This window comes from Janthinobacterium paucivorans, assembly GCF_051380805.1.
Classification (GTDB): Bacteria; Pseudomonadota; Gammaproteobacteria; order Burkholderiales; family Burkholderiaceae_D; genus Janthinobacterium; species Janthinobacterium lividum_D.
Genome location: NZ_JBNYXR010000001.1, coordinates 579,925 through 596,097, shown reverse-complemented (window position 1 = coordinate 596,097; position 16,173 = coordinate 579,925). Strand labels below are relative to the sequence as shown.

Genomic DNA, 16,173 nt, shown 5'->3' with positions numbered 1-16,173 from the left:
TTACAGATCCTCCGAGCCAAGCATCATTTCGGACAGGCCCTTGCCGGCTTTCACCATCGGCCATACGTTTTCGGACTGGTCAGTAATGAAGTTCATGAATACCAGCCTGTCTTTCATGCCAAACGCTTCCTTCAGGGCGCCGTCAACGTCGCCCGGTTTTTCAATTTTCATGCCCACGTGACCATAGGCTTCAGCCAGCCTTTCGAAGTCGGGCAGCGAATCCATGTAGGACTCGGAATAGCGCGAACCGTAGTCGATTTCCTGCCACTGGCGCACCATGCCGAGGAAACGGTTGTTGAGCATGATGATCTTCGGCGTCAGGTGGTACTGCTTGCACGTGGCCAGTTCCTGGATGCACATCTGGATCGAGCCTTCGCCGGTAATGCAGGCGACGGTGGCGTCCGGATTGGCCATCTGCACGCCCATGGCGTACGGCAAGCCGACACCCATGGTGCCCAAGCCACCGGAATTGATCCAGCGACGCGGCTTGTCGAAGCCATAATATTGCGCCGCCCACATCTGGTGCTGGCCCACGTCGGAGGTAATGAAGGCGTCCCCCTTGGTGATCTGGAAAACTTTTTCCACCACTGATTGTGGCTTGATGACCAGGTCGGAGCTCGGGTATTTCAAGCATTCGCGGCCACGCCATTCGGTGATCTGCTTCCACCAGTTACTCAGTGCATTGACGTTCGGCTTGGCTTCGGCCGCGTCGAGCTGTGCCAGGAATTCGATCAGCACATCCTTGACGTTGCCGACGATGGGGATATCGACCTTGACGCGCTTGGAAATCGACGATGGATCGATGTCCACGTGGATGATCTTGCGCGGATTCGAGGCGAAATGTTTCGGGTTGCCAATCACGCGGTCATCGAAGCGGGCGCCGATGGCGATCAGGACGTCACAGTTCTGCATCGCCATGTTCGCTTCGTAGGTGCCGTGCATGCCGAGCATGCCGACATACTGATCGCTCGATGCGCGGTAGCCGCCCAGACCCATCAAGGTGTTGGTGCACGGGAAACCCAGGCGATCGACCAGCTTGTTAAGCTCGGGAGAAGCATTCGCCAGGATCACGCCGCCACCCGCATAGATCATCGGGCGTTCGGCTTGCAGCAACAGCTGCACGGCCTTGCGGATCTGGCCCGAGTGACCCTTGTCGACGGGACGGTAAGAACGCATTTCGACTTCCTTCGGATACTCGAAATGGCATTTATGCATGCTGATATCCTTGGGGATATCGACCAGCACGGGTCCCGGACGCCCGGTGCGGGCGATGAAAAAGGCTTTCTTGATCGTTTCCGCCAAGTCCTTGACATCCTTGACGAGGAAGTTGTGCTTGACCACGGGACGCGTGATGCCGACCGTGTCGCATTCCTGGAACGCATCCTGGCCGATGGCGTAGCTCGGCACCTGGCCGGAGATCACGACCATGGGAATCGAGTCCATATAGGCGGTCGACAGGCCTGTGACGGCATTCGTGACGCCCGGACCGGACGTGACGAGGGCGACACCGACTTTGTTCGAGCTGCGCGAATAGGCATCGGCGGCGTGAATCGCGGCCTGCTCGTGGCGTACCAGAATATGCTGAAATTTATTTTGCTGGAAGATGGCGTCGTAGATGTACAGTACGGCTCCGCCCGGGTATCCAAAGACGTGCTCGACGCCCTCTTCAGCCAGACAGCGCACGACAATTTCTGCGCCGGTGATCGGTCCTGCTGGTGCTTCGGTATTCATGAAACATTCCTTTCAAGGTCCATTGGAGATTGATCGGATGTTCTTTCCTGACGAAGTACGCCTAACGCGACAGTGCTCCTGCTTCCCTTTTCATGCGGTCACGCCATCTCTTTGGGCACCCATAGATACCTTACAAAACAACGCTTAACGCAACTCGTTTGGCCGGAGCTTCTGTGGCGCCTGTGCGAACCGCTCGCGCTTGTGGCGCGGGTTAGAACAAACTGCCTACAAATGAAAGCGCGTCTTGTCGCGGATGGCCTTGTGTGCCGGTCGCGACTTGACCATAGGGCTTTGGGGTGTTCAAAGCGTCCCATACGGTATCGCGTTGCACCATGATGGTCAAGGAAAATGTCAGTGCCGCTGCATTTTTGCTGACGCGACGTGCAAAAACCCTGCGGTAACGCACATTTTTTGCTAGCATGCACGGGGGTTGCAAAAAGCATACCCACACCAATTCGCCCACCGCACCCGCAGCCGCTAAGATCCCCACACCGCATGGCAACAGACAAAGAATTATCCGACTTTCTAGAAAATGTCGAGCGGCGCGCTTTCAAGCAGGCCGCCTACGCGGTCCGCAAGGAAGAATCGGCACTCGACATCGTGCAAGATGCCATGATCAAGCTGGCCGAGAAATACGGCGACAAGCCGGCCGCCGAGCTGCCGATGCTATTTCAGCGCATCTTGCAAAACACCATCCTTGATTATTTCCGCCGAGAAAAAGTACGCAACACCTGGGTCAGCCTGTTTTCCGGCATGAAGTCCTCGGGCGACGAGCATGAAGATTTTGATATACTTGACACTTATGAATCAGAACAAGGCTCGAGTGCCGCCGAATCGTCGGCCGACCAGGTCGAACGCGCGCAAATCCTTGATTTGATTGATATTGAAGTACAAAAACTGCCGCCACGTCAACGCGAAGCCTTCCTCATGCGTTACTGGCAGGATATGGATGTGGCTGAAACAGCGGAAGCGATGGGTTGCTCCGAAGGTAGCGTGAAAACACATTGCTCTAGAGCTACCCACACGCTCGCCGAATCGCTGAAAGCCAAGGGAATACAATTATGAACACCGACGATCTCAATTTCGCTTACAAAGTGCGCCACGCACTGAACGAAAAACTCGACGACCTGCCCGCCTCGGCCACCGATCGCCTGGCAGCAGCACGCAAGCTGGCCCTGGCGCGCAAGAAGGCTGACGCGCCTGCCGCCGTCGCCGTGCGCAAGGACGTCTTCGCCGGCATCGCCAGCCACCTGTTGGTCGAGCCACTATCGTGGCTGGGCCGCATGAGCGTCATCCTCCCCCTGCTGCTGCTGGTCGGCGGCCTGGTCGGGATCTACCAGTTTGAGCAAGAACAGCATATTGCCGAACTGGCAGAAATCGACGCCGCCGTGCTGTCGGACGAATTGCCGCTCTCAGCGTATATGGACCACGGCTTCAACGCCTACCTGACGAAACGCGAGCAATAAGCATGGCACGCTTGAGCGCACGCAAAAGCTGGCTGGCCGGCGGCATCGGCCTGGGCGCCTGCGCCCTGGCTGGCGCCGCATGGTTAGCTGTGCAGCAACATCGCCTGCCCGCCGCCCCTGCCACCACGGCGGCGCCCGTGCTTGCGCCGGCCCCGGCAGCGAAGCCCGGCGCGCCCAGCACGTCGGGCAAAGGCGGCACGCCGCCCAAGGGCAGCGAGAACCCTTCCTGGAACAAGCTGTCAATCGCGCAACAGGAAGCGCTGCAGCCGCTGGCGGGCGAATGGAACAAACTGGAAGCCTTGCGCAAGCAGAAATGGCTCGACATTGCCAAGCGTTTTGCCTCCATGTCCGCCGACGAGCAAACCCGCGTGCACGAACGCATGCGGGTATGGGTCAAGCTGACGCCGGAACAGCGCCGCCTGGTGCGCGAAAACTATGCGCGCACGAAAAAGATTGATCCTGGTCAAAAAACCGCGCAGTGGGAGCAATACCAGCAATTGCCGGAAGATCAAAAGAAAAAGCTGGCGACGGAACTGGTGCCGAAGAAGCCGCTGGAAAAAGTGCCGGCGATTAATTCCAACACCAGCAAACCGGCCGCGCCGCTGGCGCCCCTCACGCCGCCAGCGCCCGTCGTCGTCGCACCCGTCCTGCCGCCTGCGGCAGCCGCCGTGCCGGTAGCCGAGTCTGCCACAGCTGCAGCCTCGGCGCCCGTCACACCCCCTGCCACGCCCGCCCCATTGCCGACCAATGCCAAATAGCACGCCCGCCACCAGCATCACGTCCCACCCCACGATCAAGCGCCGCCTCATTTCCATGGTCTACGAGTCGCTGCTGGCCCTGGCCGTGCTGTTCTTGCCCTTCCTGCTGTTTGAACTGGCCGTGCAGGGCGCACATACGCCGTTGACTGAACACCTGCGCCAGTGCCTGGCCTTCCTTGTCATGGGTGCGTATTTCATCCATCAATGGAGCCGCGAAGGGCAAACCCTGGCCATGAAGACGTGGCGTTTGCAATTGGTGATGGCGGGCCACGCCCACGTCCCGCTGCGCGTCGCCACCTACCGCTACCTGCTGTCATGGATGTGGCTGCTGCCGGCCCTGCTAGTATCGTATGTATGCGATTTGCAGCACTGGACGGCCCTGGGCGCCATCGGCGTGGGCATCCTGGCCTGGTCTGCCACGGCATTGCTGACGGGCAATGGGCAATTTCTGCACGACAAGCTGGCAGGCACGCAGATGGTGCAATTACCGGCCCCCGCAAAGAAGTCGAAAAAAGTCGCCGCCTGAGTTTTCATGCGGCTTGACCTGCATCATTGAAGCGCCACGGGGGCTCTGCGATCATGCCGAGCATGAATCATACCTCCCCCCTCCCCCACACACACCTCGCCATCGACCGCGTGGAAGTGTGCAGCGAAGACGACGTCAAGCATCTCGTCCACACCTTTTATGCAGCCGTGCGCGACGACGCCATGCTGGGCCCCATCTTTGCCGCCGAGGTCAAGGATTGGAATGTCCATCTGGCAACATTGGTCGATTTCTGGTCAGGCTTGCTGCGCGGCACCATGCGCTATCACGGCAAGCCGCTGGCCCAGCACGCGCAAATGAAAAACCTGACTCCGTGCATGTTCCGCCGCTGGCTGACACTATTCTTCGCGACAACCGAGAGCATGGGCCAGCCGGCCCTGCAAGAGAAGGCCGACACCATCGCCTTGAATATTGCCGAACGGCTATGGAAAAGCTTTGCGGAAAGCCACACCATCGTGGCGCCGCAGCTTTAAAATCTTTCGTAACCCTGCAAGTAACGCCATTGCCCCACGGGCATGGCGCCCATCGGGATACGCCCGATGCGCAAGCGCTTCATGGCGACCACGTCCAGTCCCACCATCTTGCACATATGGGCGATCTGGCCCGGCTGCACGTTTTTCAGGGCGAAGCGCAAGCGCGTCTCGTTCTGCCAGCTGACCTTGATCGGCGGCAAAGGCTTGCCATTGAACGGCAAGCCGTGATTGAGCAGCGCCAGGCCGTTTTCCATGATGTTGCCGGCGACTTCCACGATGAATTCCTGCTCTACCGTTTTCGCCTCGTCAACCAGCTTGCGGGCGACGCGGAAATCTTGCGTAAATACCAGCAAGCCCGATGCCATGGTGTCGAGCGGATTGGTGATGCTCAGGCCGATCAGGTGGCGCTTGAGAAAGCGCGTGACGGCGCTGGGCAGCACGTTTTCTGGCGTGAACAACTGTTCCAGACGCAAACAGGCCAGCGCCGGCTTGCCTTCGCCACCGACGCCACCATTGATGCCGGCCGGCTTGTGCAGCAAGATCGTCACCGGTGGCATTTCTTCCAGGGTCGCATTCGGCAGCAGCACCACCACTTGATTGTCTGCCACGCGCGCGCCCGATTCTTCCACCGGTACGCCATCGACCGTGACCCAGCCGCCCTCGATATACAGCTCGGCCTCGCGGCGCGAACAGGGCACGTCTTCAGACAGGCGCTTGGCCAGGCGGACGGTGGGCATTTCGTGTGATGTGGTCATGGGGGATGCGCAAAAAGCAAAAGGAGGAGAGAGCCGGTATTGTAACCGACCCGCTCCTCCTCTCTTGTTGACGTTGTTGCTGATTGCCCGGTGCTTGTCGGATTACGCGCTGCCGCGCCAATCCGACCTACGTGGCTCATCCGGTAAGTTGGATTAGCGGAACGCGTAATCGAACAATCAGGCCTGCGCCTTGGCCAACTCCTCGGCAAAGAAACGGTGCCCCATCTCTTCCAGGCCCAGCGTCTGCAGTACTTCCTGCAGGCGCTCGGTCGGACGCTGGCGCGGCAAGTTTTTATAGCTGGCGATGATCAGTTCATTCTTCATCGAGTGTTCCCAGCCCACCAGTTCCGTCACGCTGACCTGGTAGCCGTGCGCTTCCAATTGCAGACAGCGCAGCACGTTGGTGATCTGGCTGCCGAACTCGCGCGTGTGCAGCGGGTGGCGCCACAATTCCGTCAAGGCACTCTTGCCCAGGCTCTTGCCTTTGTTCTTCTTCAGGACGGAAGCCACTTCGGCCTGGCAACACGGTACCAGCACCATGAATTTCGCCTTCTTCTTCAGGGCGAAGTGGATCGCGTCATCGGTAGCCGTGTTGCACGCATGCAAGGCCGTGACGATGTCGATCTGTTGCGGCAGCAAGTTTGATTGCGTCGATTCGGCCACGGACAGCGGTAAAAACGACATGCCGGGGAACTTGAATTTCTTCGCCAGCTCTTGCGAGCGCTGCACCAGTTCTTCGCGCGTCTCGATGCCGTAGATGTGCGAACCGTCGTTGCCGTTTTTGAAGAACAGGTCGTACAGGATGAAGCCCAGGTAGGACTTGCCGGCGCCATGGTCGACCAAGGAGACGCCGGGGTGGTCGAGCTGCACTTCGCGCAGCAGCGGCTCGATGAACTGCGTCAGGTGGTACACCTGCTTGAGCTTGCGGCGACTGTCCTGGTTCATCTTGCCGTCGCGCGTCAGGATATGCAATTCCTGCAACAAGGCGACCGACTGGCCATCCTTGATCTCGGGCATGTTGCTGGCGGCCGTGATGATGTCTTTCGGCACGGCGGCGGCGGTGGCGGCGGCTGCCGCGCCCTTAGCGCGCTTCATCGATCCACGCCATCTGCAGCGCTTCGAGCACTTTTTCGCCGCCGCGCGTATGGTCATCGTCGAAGCCATCCAGTGCCACCACCCAGTTATGCAAGTCGGTGAAACGCACGCTCAGGGGATCGACGTCCGGATGCGCCTCGTACAGCGCTTCGGCGATCGCATGAATATCGGACCATTTCATGTTAGTGACTGCCTTCGCTGACCTGGTTGATCGTGTATTTCGGAATTTCGACGACGAGATCGGTCTCGGCGACGATGGACTGGCACGACAGGCGCGATTGGGGTTCCAGGCCCCAAGCCTTGTCGAGCATATCTTCTTCCAGTTCCGTCGCTTCGTTCAAGGAGGCGATGCCTTCACGCACCAGCACATGGCAGGTAGTGCAGGCGCACGATTTTTCGCAGGCGTGCTCGATGTCGATGTCGTTTTCCAGCAGGATGTCGCAGATGGACTTGCCGGCAGGAGCTTCGATGACGGCGCCGTCGGGGCAAAGCTTGGCGTGCGGCAGAATGACGATTTGGGGCATATTACCTCTACAATTTCAATGATTCGGAGCGCGGCCGCAGCAAGTGCACACGGCGCGCATGTCAATTAGTGCTAAACGACCTGGTCCAGCGATTTGCCCTTCAGGGCAGTGCGCACGCTGCGATCCATGCGGCGCGAGGCGAAATCCTCGGTGCCGTCGGCCAGCGCTTCGATCGCCAGCTTCAAGGCTTGATGGTCGATGGCGCCGTCTTGCGATTGCGCAATGGCGTCGCGCACCTTGTGCATCAAGCCATCTACCAGCGCGCGTTCCGCATCATCGAGCAAGCCGCCGTCTTCGTCCAGGGCCGACTGCGTCGCCAGCAAAATGCGTTCCGCTTCTACCTGCTCTTCGCGCAACGCGCGCGCCAGCATGTCGCCGTCGGCCGAGGTGTAGGAATCTTGCAGCATGCGGGCGATATCGTCGTCGCCCAGGCCATAGGCGGGCTTGACGCTGATCGACGCTTCCACGCCCGAGCGCAATTCGCGCGCCGAGACCGACAGCAAGCCATCGGCATCGACCTGGTAGGTGATGCGGATGCGCGCGGCGCCCGCCACCATCGGCGGAATGCCGCGCAATTCAAAGCGCGCCAGCGAACGGCAGTCGCTCACCAGTTCGCGCTCGCCCTGCAGCACGTGCACGGCCAGCGCTGTCTGGCCATCTTTAAAGGTCGTAAATTCCTGCGCGCGCGCACACGGGATCGTCGAATTGCGCGGGATGATCTTTTCTACCAGGCCGCCCATGGTTTCGATACCCAAGGAGAGCGGGATCACGTCCAGCAGCAGCCAGTCGTCGCCGGCGGCGCGGTTACCCGCCAGCAAGTTCGCCTGGATGGCAGCGCCCAGCGCCACCACTTTGTCCGGGTCGATATTGGCGTGCGGCGTCGTGTGAAAAAATTCGCTCACTGCGCGCTGCACGTGCGGCATGCGCGTCGCGCCGCCGACCATGACCACGCCATCGACGTCGTCCGCATCCACACTCGCGTCGCGCAAGGCTTTCTTGACGGCGTTCATGGTCTTGCCCACCAGGTGCTGCGTCATGGCGGCAAACTCCGTGGCCGTGATGCGCAGGTGGATCTCTTCACCCGAATTGAGGGCCGCATCGATCATCGTTTCGGCTTTGGTCGACAGCGTTTCCTTGATTTCGCGCGCTTTCACCATCAGGATCGCCGTGTCCTCGTCCGACAGGGGCGCCAGCTTGGCGTGCTCGCTGATCCAGCAAAACAGGCGGCGGTCGAAATCGTCGCCACCCAGGGCCGAGTCGCCGCCCGTGGACAAGACTTCAAAGACGCCCTTGCTCAGTTTCAGGATCGAGATGTCGAAGGTACCGCCACCGAGGTCATACACGGCGTACACGCCTTCGGAGGCGTTGTCGAGTCCATACGCAATGGCGGCGGCCGTCGGCTCGCTCAAGAGGCGCAAGACATTGATGCCGGCCAACTGCGCCGCATCTTTCGTCGCCTGGCGCTGCGCATCGTCGAAATACGCTGGCACGGTAATCACCGCGCCCACCAGGTCATCGCCCAGCGAGTCTTCCGCGCGCTGACGCAGGGTGGCAAGGATTTGCGCCGACACTTCCACGGGGCTTTTCACGCCGGCCACGGTTTTCAGCTGCACCATGCCAGGCGTGTCCTGGAAATCATAGGGCAGGTTTTCCGCGTAGGCGATATCGGCCAGACCACGGCCCATGAAGCGCTTCACGGAAACGATGGTGTTCTTCGGATCGGTGGTTTGCGCGGACAAGGCCTTGTAGCCGATGTTCGCATGGCCGTTCGGCAAGTAGCGCACGACGGAAGGCAACAAGGACCGTCCGTCTTCATCGTTGAGCACCTCGGGAATGCTGTTGCGCACGGTGGCGACCAGGGAATTGGTGGTACCCAGATCGATGCCGACGGCCAGGCGGTGCTGGTGCGGCGCGGTCGACATGCCTGGTTCGGAAATTTGCAGAAGTGCCATTGTATTCGTGCCTCGATTAATTTTTTGCGTGATGCAGCTGATGCCTGTCGTGCATTATATAAGACGCGCGCCAGGCTGGCGCTTGGTCCGTGGGTCAAGCGATGGCCATTCAGGCTTCCATGGCTTCGTATGCAAAACGCACTTCCTCGCCGAATTTATCGAGGAACATCAGGGCGCGCACGCTTTGCGCGGCATTCGCATAGTCGTATGCGTCAAGCTGGGCCGCCACCTGCTCCAGCAGGGCCTTGCGCTCGCCACGCAGCTGGCGGTCCAAGACGTCGAGCGCGTCGGCATCCTTGCCGGCCCGGGCCTCGCCCAGTTCCTCGCGCCACTCCATCTGCTGCATCAGGAAGCTGAGCGGCATGGCCGTGTTCGATTCCGTCTGTAAATCGACACCATGGAGTTCGCACAGGTATTGCGCGCGCTTTTGCGGGCTCTTCAGGGTCTGGTAGGCTTCATTGGCGCGCGTGGCCCATTGCATCGCCACGCGCTTTTCAGCGCTGCTGGCGTTGATGAAGCGGTCCGGATGGACCTTGCCCTGCACGTCGCGGTAGGCCGCGTCGAGCGCACTCATGTCGAGCCCGAAGTGCGCCGGCAACTGGAATAGTTCGAAGTGATTTTGCATAATTGTCGGTGGTCGCTGTACCGCAATCGATAGGTACAGCGCACCGACCGGGGTCTTGCCAGCTGTTTAAATCCTGAAGGACTCGCCGCAGCCGCAGGCGTCTTTTTCATTCGGATTGTGGAACTTGAAGCCTTCGTTCAAGCCTTCGCGCGCGAAATCGAGTTCCGTGCCATCGATGTAAGGCAGGCTTTTCGGGTCGACGAAGACCTTCACGCCATGCGATTCGAAGACGCTGTCTTCGGCCGCTACTTCATCGACATATTCGAGCTTGTAAGCGAGGCCCGAGCAGCCCGTGGTGCGCACGCCAAAGCGCAGGCCCATGCCCTTGCCGCGCCGTTCGATATAACGGTTGATATGTTTCGCCGCTTTTTCGGTCAGTGTGATCATGTAATTCTCCGCAACGACCCCGGCCTTGCGGCTGGGGCGGGCTGCCAACGTTTAAGCGGCTACTGGATGGCGGGTCTGGTAGTCCAGAACAGCTGCCTTGATGGCGTCTTCGGCCAGGATGGAGCAGTGGATCTTGACTGGCGGCAGGGCCAGTTCTTCAGCGATCTGCGTATTCTTGATGGCCAGCGCCTGGTCCAGCGTCTTGCCCTTGACCCATTCGGTCACCAGCGAGCTCGACGCGATGGCCGAACCGCAGCCATAGGTCTTGAATTTCGCGTCTTCGATCAGGCCATCGGCGCCGACCTTGATCTGCAGTTTCATCACGTCGCCGCAGGCGGGCGCGCCCACCATGCCAGTGCCGATGGTGTCATCACCCTTGTCGAAAGCGCCCACGTTGCGTGGGTTTTCGTAGTGATCGAGTACTTTGTCCGAGTAAGCCATTTTGATGCTCCTTTAATATTCTTGCCGGCCCCTTGAGGGACCGGGATTAATAAGTGCCTGAAAACCGTCGCGAGCCGAAGTGGCTTGTGGCCGAGAAGCGCAACTGTGCTTGAGCACAGCAGGCATCGCAGGCCGTACATCGCGACGCGCAGCAGCTTAGTCAGGTACTTTTAGTGTGCCGCCCATTGGATCGAATTGATGTCGATCCCATCCTTGAACATGTCCCACAGGGGCGACAGCTCACGCAGTTTGTGTACTTTCGTTTTCAGCAAGTTCACGGCGAAGTCGATATCGGCCTCGGTCGAGAAGCGGCCGATGGTAAAGCGGATCGAGCTGTGCGCCAGTTCGTCGCTGCGGCCCAGGGCGCGCAGCACGTAAGACGGTTCCAGGCTGGCCGAGGTGCAGGCCGAACCGGACGACACGGCGATATCCTTGATCGCCATGATCAGCGACTCGCCTTCGACGTAGTTGAAGCTGACGTTCAGGTTGTGCGGCACGCGCTGCTCCATGTCGCCGTTGATGTAGACTTCTTCGATCTCTTGCAAGCCCTTGGCCAGGCGGTCGCGCAAGGCCTTGATGCGGCTAACTTCACTGTCCATTTCTTCCTTGGCGATGCGGAACGCTTCGCCCATGCCGACGATCTGGTGCGTAGGCAAGGTGCCCGAGCGCAGGCCGCGCTCATGGCCGCCGCCGTGCATCTGCGCTTCCAGGCGCACGCGCGGCTTGCGGCACACGTACAGGGCGCCCATGCCCTTCGGGCCGTAGGTTTTGTGCGCCGTGAAGGTCATCAGATCGACTTTGCTCTTTTGCAGGTCGATGGCGACCTTGCCCGTCGCTTGCGAAGCGTCGCAATGGAAGATGATGCCTTTCGAGCGGCAGAACGCACCGATCTCGTCGATCGGCTGGATCACGCCGATCTCGTTGTTCACCAGCATCACCGACACCATGGTGGTGTCCGGGCGCACGGCCGCAGCGAGCTGTTCAACGGTAATGAGACCGTTGTCCTGCGGCTCCAGATACGTTGCTTCGAAACCGATGCGTTCCAGTTCGCGCACCGCGTCGAGCACCGATTTATGCTCGGTCTTGACGGTGATGATGTGCTTGCCCTTGGTCTTGTAGAACTGCGCCGCGCCCTTGATGGCCAGGTTGTTGCTTTCTGTCGCGCCGGAAGTCCAGATGATTTCACGCGGATCGGCGTTCACCAGGGCAGCCACGTGGCCGCGTGCCTCTTCTACGGCTTTTTCAGCCGTCCAGCCATACATGTGGCTGCGCGATGCTGGATTGCCGAACTGCTCGCGCAGGTAGGGAATCATCTTGTCGGCGACGCGTGGATCAATCGGCGTCGTCGACGAGTAATCCATGTAGATCGGAAAATGCGGTGCGGTTTCAAAGTGCACTTGGCCTACGTTTTTTTCAGGGGCGTTCATCAATAACTCCAATGCAATCAGCAACTTAGTATTTTATAATGGTCAACCAATGGCGGCGTGGTTACGGTGTATTACCAACACGCTTTGATCGGCAATCTTTTGTCTCTGCTGGTCGACCAGGTCCTGCAGAGACACAGAATCCAGATAATCGACCATTTTTTCGTTGAGTGTGGACCACAATTCATGCGTCATGCAGCGCGCACCCGAGGCCGAGTCGGCACCGTGGCAATGTTCCTTGCCACCACACTGTGTGGCGTCGAGCGGTTCGTCGACGGCGATAATGATGTCGGCCACCGTCACCTTGTCGGCCCGCCGCGCCAGGCTGTAGCCGCCACCCGGGCCGCGAATCGACTCGACGATTTCATGCCGGCGCAGCTTGCCGAACAGCTGCTCCAGGTAGGACAGGGAAATCGACTGGCGCTGACTGATGCCAGACAAAGTGACCGGCCCCTTGCCCTGGCGCAGGGCAAGATCAATCATCGCTGTCACGGCAAAACGGCCTTTTGTAGTCAGACGCATACATCCTCGGCTCAACTGTTCAATAACTGGTTTAGAATCTTGCGGCTCATCAACTCTTCAAGGTCTGAGTAGTTGAATGATTTAGTCAAGTATAGCAAAATTCGGCGGGGTTTGTCAGAGCGCCCTCGATGACCACAGGGCTGGCAGGGGCATGATCGGCCGCGCCAGGCGCGGCGGCTTCAGGAAAGCAAGCGCGAGGAAATCACAGGCGCTCTCAGCACCCTTTATCAGCCCCTCAAGGCGGAGCGCACTTTCATCAGTTCAAAGCCCAGCAGGTTCAAGCCGTCCCAGCGCGCGGGGTCAGCGATGCGTGGATTGTCCGACGCCAGGCCCACGCCCCAGATGCGATCGACGGGACTGGCTTCGACGATGACGCGCTCGCCCGTACCAAGCAAAAACTTGCGCAGCGCGGCCTTTTGCGAAAATTTGGCAAAGTTGCCATCGAAGACGATGCCGGCGCGCGCCGCTTCCCACGCCTTGGCGTCGAAATTGCTCACTTCGCGCCCCAGCTTCTTCACTTCCGACGGCCGCTCGGCCGCCACGATGCGCGCCTGCACCGCCGTATCGCCAAACAGGGCCGCTTTTTGCGCCATCATGTAATGCTCGGCCGTCGCATAGGTCACGCCAGCTAAGCTGAACGGCGACGGAAACCACTGGCTGAAGCAACTTTTGTCGGGCACCTGCGGCTGCGCCGGTGTGTGCCCCCAGAAATACAGATAGTCGGGCACGCCACCGGCCGCTATCCACGCCTTCAATTCTTCCACGTTACTGATTTGCATATTCCCTGCACTTCCGCCAGAGCGGCGTCAATTCAATCTCAAGCACGCAATAGTTGCATCGGGCCAAACAAGGCCTGCATGTCACGATTGCCGATAAAAGACAGATTATACGGATGTTCTGCCGTCACCTGGGGCAGCAGCGCCGCCACCGGCAGGCGCTTGACGAGCTCGGCAATCTTGCCCCACAGCACCAATTGCGGCATGGGCGCGCCGCCCTGCTGCGCCAGCGCCGCCAGCACCACTTGCAGGAAGGGCAGCCAGCCGCGTGCATCCTGTACGGGCGGCACATGGGCACGGAACACCAACGCCGCATTGAGCAGCAAGAAACCCTGCCCCATCATCTTGTGCTGCAATTCAGGCAAGGTCTGGATGACGCCACAGCCCGGCAACTGCGCCGCCACCGCCACAGGCGCCATGGCCGCGCCAGACGTGTCACCGGCCTGCAACTGGCCGTCTGCCACCAGCAGCATCTTCATGAAGTTGCGCAAGGACGTGGCGCGGTTGACGGGCTTCGACAGGCCCGTCGCAGACCACAGGCTGCCGACGGCGCCATCCATGAAGCATACGCCGGTGGCGCTGGCGGCGCGCGGATACGGCCCCTCGCCCACCAACACGTAGCGCACCTGCGACAGCGGCAAGGCAAAGGCGGCGAACAGCCGGCCCTGCGTCGGCAGGTAATCATCGACGGCCAGCGCCGGCAAATAGGCGCTGTCGGCCGCCATCACCGCATGCAAGCCGCGCAGCAGGATGGGATGCCAGGAAGCATGCGCCAGGGACAGGGCATCGGTGATGCTGGCAGGAATGGTGGTAACGGTCATTGGGCGTGAAAGATTTGGGCAAACGCAAATTGTAGCGCACCGGCAAGCTGGCATCGCCGAAGCATCACTAGCCAAAACCCATTGCGCATAAGAAAGCCCCGGCCTGCATGCTGGCCGGGGCTTTTACCTGTTTGACGCAGATCCTTCCTATTCGGCGTCAGGCTGCTGCGCTGGATGGGCAGCAGCAAACGCAGGCAAGCTGGCGCAATGCGCATGGATGCGCGCAATGCGCGGGTAAGGCGTCAGGTCGATGGCGAAACGCTGCGCGTTGAACACTTGCGGCACCAGGCAGCAGTCGGCCAGCGTCGGGCCGTCGCCGTGGCAGAACAGGCCCACGGCGCCAGGATCGCTCTGCGCCAGCAGCGCTTCCACGGCCGCCAGCCCCTCGGCCATCCAGTGCCGGTACCACTGCTGCTTGATCTCGTCCGACAGGCCAAGCGTGTTTTTCAGGTATGTCAAGACGCGCAGATTCGTCAGCGGATGGGCGTCGCAGGCGATCGCCAGCGCCAGCGCGCGCACGCGCGCGCGTCCCAGCGCATCCACCGGCAGCAGCGGCACGCCAGGGCGCGTCTCGTCGAGATATTCAAGGATGGCCAGCGACTGCGTCAGGATGGCGCCATCGTCATCGAGCGCCGGCACCAGCGCCGACGGGTTGACGGCGCGGTAGGCTGGCAGCAGCTGCTGCCCGCCGCCCTGCAGCAGATGCACGGGGATGCTGGCGTAATCGATGCCCTTTATGTTTAAGGCAATACGCACGCGGTAGGCGGCCGAACTGCGGAAATAGGTGTACAGCTTCATGGCGCGCCCTCCCCTCAGGCGTGGCCGGCGCTGTTGCCGGCATACCGGGCCACGGTCTGCTCGATGCTGCCGAAAATGCTGGCGCCTGCGGCGTCGCGCATCTCGATGCGCAGCGTATCGCCGAACTTCAGGTACGCCGTCTTCGGCGCGCCGTGTTCGATGGTTTCATACATGCGCACTTCGGCCAGGCAGCAGTAACCCACCCCGCCGTTCTCGATGCTGGAGCCGAACAGGTTGCCCTGCTTGTTCGACACGGTACCGGAACCGATGATGCTGCCAGCGCCCAATTCGCGCGTCCTGGCCGCATGGGCGACGAGTTGCGCAAAATTGAAGGTCATGTCTTCGCCCGCATTCGGTTTGCCGAAGGGCTGGTCGTTCAGGTCCACCAGCAGCGGCAGGTGCAGCTTGCTGTCCGCCCAGTCGGCGCCGAGTTCGTCCGGCGTGACGGCGACGGGCGAAAACGCGCTGGCCGCCTTCGACTGGAAGAAACCGAAGCCCTTGGCCAGCTCGCCCGGGATCAGGTTGCGCAGCGAAACATCATTGACCAGCATCACCAGGCGTATCGATTTCGCGGCTTCGGCTAGGCTGGCGCCCATGGCCACGTCACCGGTGATGACCGCCACTTCCGCTTCCAGGTCGATGCCCCACTCTTCCGACAGGGCGAAGATCGGGTCGCGCGGACCGATAAAGCTGTCCGAGCCGCCCTGGTACATCAGCGGGTCCGTATAGAACGAGGCTGGCACTTCCGCATTGCGCGCCTTGCGCACCAGTTCGACGTGGTTGATGTAGGCGGACCCATCGGCCCACTGGTAGGCGCGCGGCAGCGGCGAGTGGCACTGACAGGCATCAAACGGCTGCGCGTCCGGTGCGTGGCCGGCATTCAGGTCGGCGTATGCCTGTTCCAGTTTCGGCACGACGGCGTCCCAGTTGTCGAGCGCAGCCTGCAAGGTGGGGGCGATGGCGGCCACGCGCTGGTACTGGCGCAGATCGCGGCTAACGAGGATCAGGGCGCCGTCGCGGCTGCCGTTTTTCAGAGTTGCGAATTTCATGGTGTTCCTTGTTTTGCTTAGTGTTCAGATGG

Annotated in this window: 20 protein-coding genes; 5 read left to right on the top strand and 15 right to left on the bottom strand. The window is 60.5% G+C overall.

Annotated features, from left to right (window positions below):
• Complete coding sequence (locus tag ACQ4V8_RS02655; protein ID WP_010399755.1) at window positions 1-1,731, bottom strand: acetolactate synthase 3 catalytic subunit; 1,731 nt, start codon at window positions 1,729-1,731, stop codon at window positions 1-3.
• A 495-nt stretch (window positions 1,732-2,226) separates the two neighbouring features.
• On the opposite strand from ACQ4V8_RS02655, the gene ACQ4V8_RS02650 reads away from it, so the two are divergent.
• The 5 genes from ACQ4V8_RS02650 (at window position 2,227) to ACQ4V8_RS02630 (ending at window position 4,972) form a co-directional block, all read left to right on the top strand.
• Window positions 2,227-2,796: an RNA polymerase sigma factor gene (locus ACQ4V8_RS02650; RefSeq protein ID WP_010399757.1), complete on the top strand. Its 570-nt coding sequence runs from the start codon at window positions 2,227-2,229 to the stop codon at window positions 2,794-2,796.
• On the top strand, window positions 2,793-3,197 hold the full coding sequence (locus ACQ4V8_RS02645; RefSeq protein WP_010399758.1) for a DUF3619 family protein: 405 nt from the start codon (window positions 2,793-2,795) through the stop codon (window positions 3,195-3,197). Before ACQ4V8_RS02650 ends, ACQ4V8_RS02645 begins: the two co-directional genes overlap by 4 nt.
• A 2-nt stretch (window positions 3,198-3,199) precedes the next feature.
• Window positions 3,200-3,955, top strand: a complete 756-nt coding sequence (locus ACQ4V8_RS02640) for a DUF3106 domain-containing protein (protein WP_010399760.1) — start codon at window positions 3,200-3,202, stop codon at window positions 3,953-3,955.
• Window positions 3,945-4,481 carry an RDD family protein gene (locus tag ACQ4V8_RS02635; RefSeq protein ID WP_010399762.1) on the top strand — a complete coding sequence of 179 codons (537 nt, stop codon included), beginning with the start codon at window positions 3,945-3,947 and terminating at the stop codon, window positions 4,479-4,481. Before ACQ4V8_RS02640 ends, ACQ4V8_RS02635 begins: the two co-directional genes overlap by 11 nt.
• A gap of 62 nt (window positions 4,482-4,543) precedes the next feature.
• Window positions 4,544-4,972 carry a group III truncated hemoglobin gene (locus ACQ4V8_RS02630; protein ID WP_070346847.1) on the top strand — a complete coding sequence of 143 codons (429 nt, stop codon included), beginning with the start codon at window positions 4,544-4,546 and terminating at the stop codon, window positions 4,970-4,972.
• Here ACQ4V8_RS02630 and ACQ4V8_RS02625 read toward each other — a convergent pair.
• The 14 genes from ACQ4V8_RS02625 to ACQ4V8_RS02560 form a co-directional block, all read right to left on the bottom strand.
• Entirely contained in the window at window positions 4,969-5,727 is a 759-nt protein-coding gene (locus ACQ4V8_RS02625; RefSeq protein ID WP_436570833.1) for an rRNA pseudouridine synthase, read from the bottom strand. The genes ACQ4V8_RS02630 and ACQ4V8_RS02625 overlap by 4 nt on opposite strands.
• 177 nt (window positions 5,728-5,904) lie before the next feature.
• Window positions 5,905-6,822, bottom strand: a complete 918-nt coding sequence (locus ACQ4V8_RS02620) for a class I SAM-dependent methyltransferase (RefSeq protein WP_010399768.1) — start codon at window positions 6,820-6,822, stop codon at window positions 5,905-5,907.
• On the bottom strand, window positions 6,809-7,003 hold the full coding sequence (gene iscX / locus ACQ4V8_RS02615; RefSeq protein ID WP_010399770.1) for a Fe-S cluster assembly protein IscX: 195 nt from the start codon (window positions 7,001-7,003) through the stop codon (window positions 6,809-6,811). Before iscX ends, ACQ4V8_RS02620 begins: the two co-directional genes overlap by 14 nt.
• Window position 7,004: 1 nt before the next feature.
• Complete coding sequence (gene fdx, locus ACQ4V8_RS02610) at window positions 7,005-7,346, bottom strand: ISC system 2Fe-2S type ferredoxin (RefSeq protein WP_010399771.1); 342 nt, start codon at window positions 7,344-7,346, stop codon at window positions 7,005-7,007.
• A gap of 71 nt (window positions 7,347-7,417) precedes the next feature.
• Window positions 7,418-9,298, bottom strand: coding sequence for a Fe-S protein assembly chaperone HscA (gene hscA, locus ACQ4V8_RS02605; protein ID WP_436570832.1), 1,881 nt, complete (start codon window positions 9,296-9,298; stop codon window positions 7,418-7,420).
• 109 nt (window positions 9,299-9,407) lie between these two features.
• Window positions 9,408-9,923, bottom strand: coding sequence for a Fe-S protein assembly co-chaperone HscB (gene hscB, locus ACQ4V8_RS02600; RefSeq protein ID WP_010399773.1), 516 nt, complete (start codon window positions 9,921-9,923; stop codon window positions 9,408-9,410).
• Window positions 9,924-9,989: 66 nt separating this feature from the next.
• On the bottom strand, window positions 9,990-10,310 hold the full coding sequence (iscA, locus tag ACQ4V8_RS02595; RefSeq protein ID WP_010399774.1) for an iron-sulfur cluster assembly protein IscA: 321 nt from the start codon (window positions 10,308-10,310) through the stop codon (window positions 9,990-9,992).
• Window positions 10,311-10,361: 51 nt separating this feature from the next.
• Window positions 10,362-10,751 carry a Fe-S cluster assembly scaffold IscU gene (gene iscU, locus ACQ4V8_RS02590; protein WP_010399775.1) on the bottom strand — a complete coding sequence of 130 codons (390 nt, stop codon included), beginning with the start codon at window positions 10,749-10,751 and terminating at the stop codon, window positions 10,362-10,364.
• Between the two features lie 170 nt (window positions 10,752-10,921).
• Window positions 10,922-12,178 carry an IscS subfamily cysteine desulfurase gene (locus ACQ4V8_RS02585; protein WP_010399777.1) on the bottom strand — a complete coding sequence of 419 codons (1,257 nt, stop codon included), beginning with the start codon at window positions 12,176-12,178 and terminating at the stop codon, window positions 10,922-10,924.
• A gap of 42 nt (window positions 12,179-12,220) precedes the next feature.
• The gene (iscR, locus tag ACQ4V8_RS02580; protein ID WP_010399779.1) at window positions 12,221-12,697 is read right to left on the bottom strand and encodes a Fe-S cluster assembly transcriptional regulator IscR; all 477 of its coding nucleotides are present in this window, start codon (window positions 12,695-12,697) and stop codon (window positions 12,221-12,223) included.
• Window positions 12,698-12,924: 227 nt separating this feature from the next.
• A complete protein-coding gene (gene ybiA, locus ACQ4V8_RS02575) occupies window positions 12,925-13,476 on the bottom strand; it encodes a riboflavin biosynthesis intermediates N-glycosidase (RefSeq protein ID WP_010399780.1) in 552 nt (183 codons plus the stop codon).
• 38 nt (window positions 13,477-13,514) lie between these two features.
• Window positions 13,515-14,294 carry a uracil-DNA glycosylase family protein gene (locus ACQ4V8_RS02570; protein WP_010399781.1) on the bottom strand — a complete coding sequence of 260 codons (780 nt, stop codon included), beginning with the start codon at window positions 14,292-14,294 and terminating at the stop codon, window positions 13,515-13,517.
• A 147-nt stretch (window positions 14,295-14,441) separates the two neighbouring features.
• Entirely contained in the window at window positions 14,442-15,092 is a 651-nt protein-coding gene (maiA, locus tag ACQ4V8_RS02565) for a maleylacetoacetate isomerase (RefSeq protein ID WP_010399782.1), read from the bottom strand.
• Between the two features lie 14 nt (window positions 15,093-15,106).
• Window positions 15,107-16,141 carry a fumarylacetoacetate hydrolase family protein gene (locus ACQ4V8_RS02560; RefSeq protein ID WP_010399783.1) on the bottom strand — a complete coding sequence of 345 codons (1,035 nt, stop codon included), beginning with the start codon at window positions 16,139-16,141 and terminating at the stop codon, window positions 15,107-15,109.
• Between the last annotated feature and the right edge of the window lie 32 nt (window positions 16,142-16,173).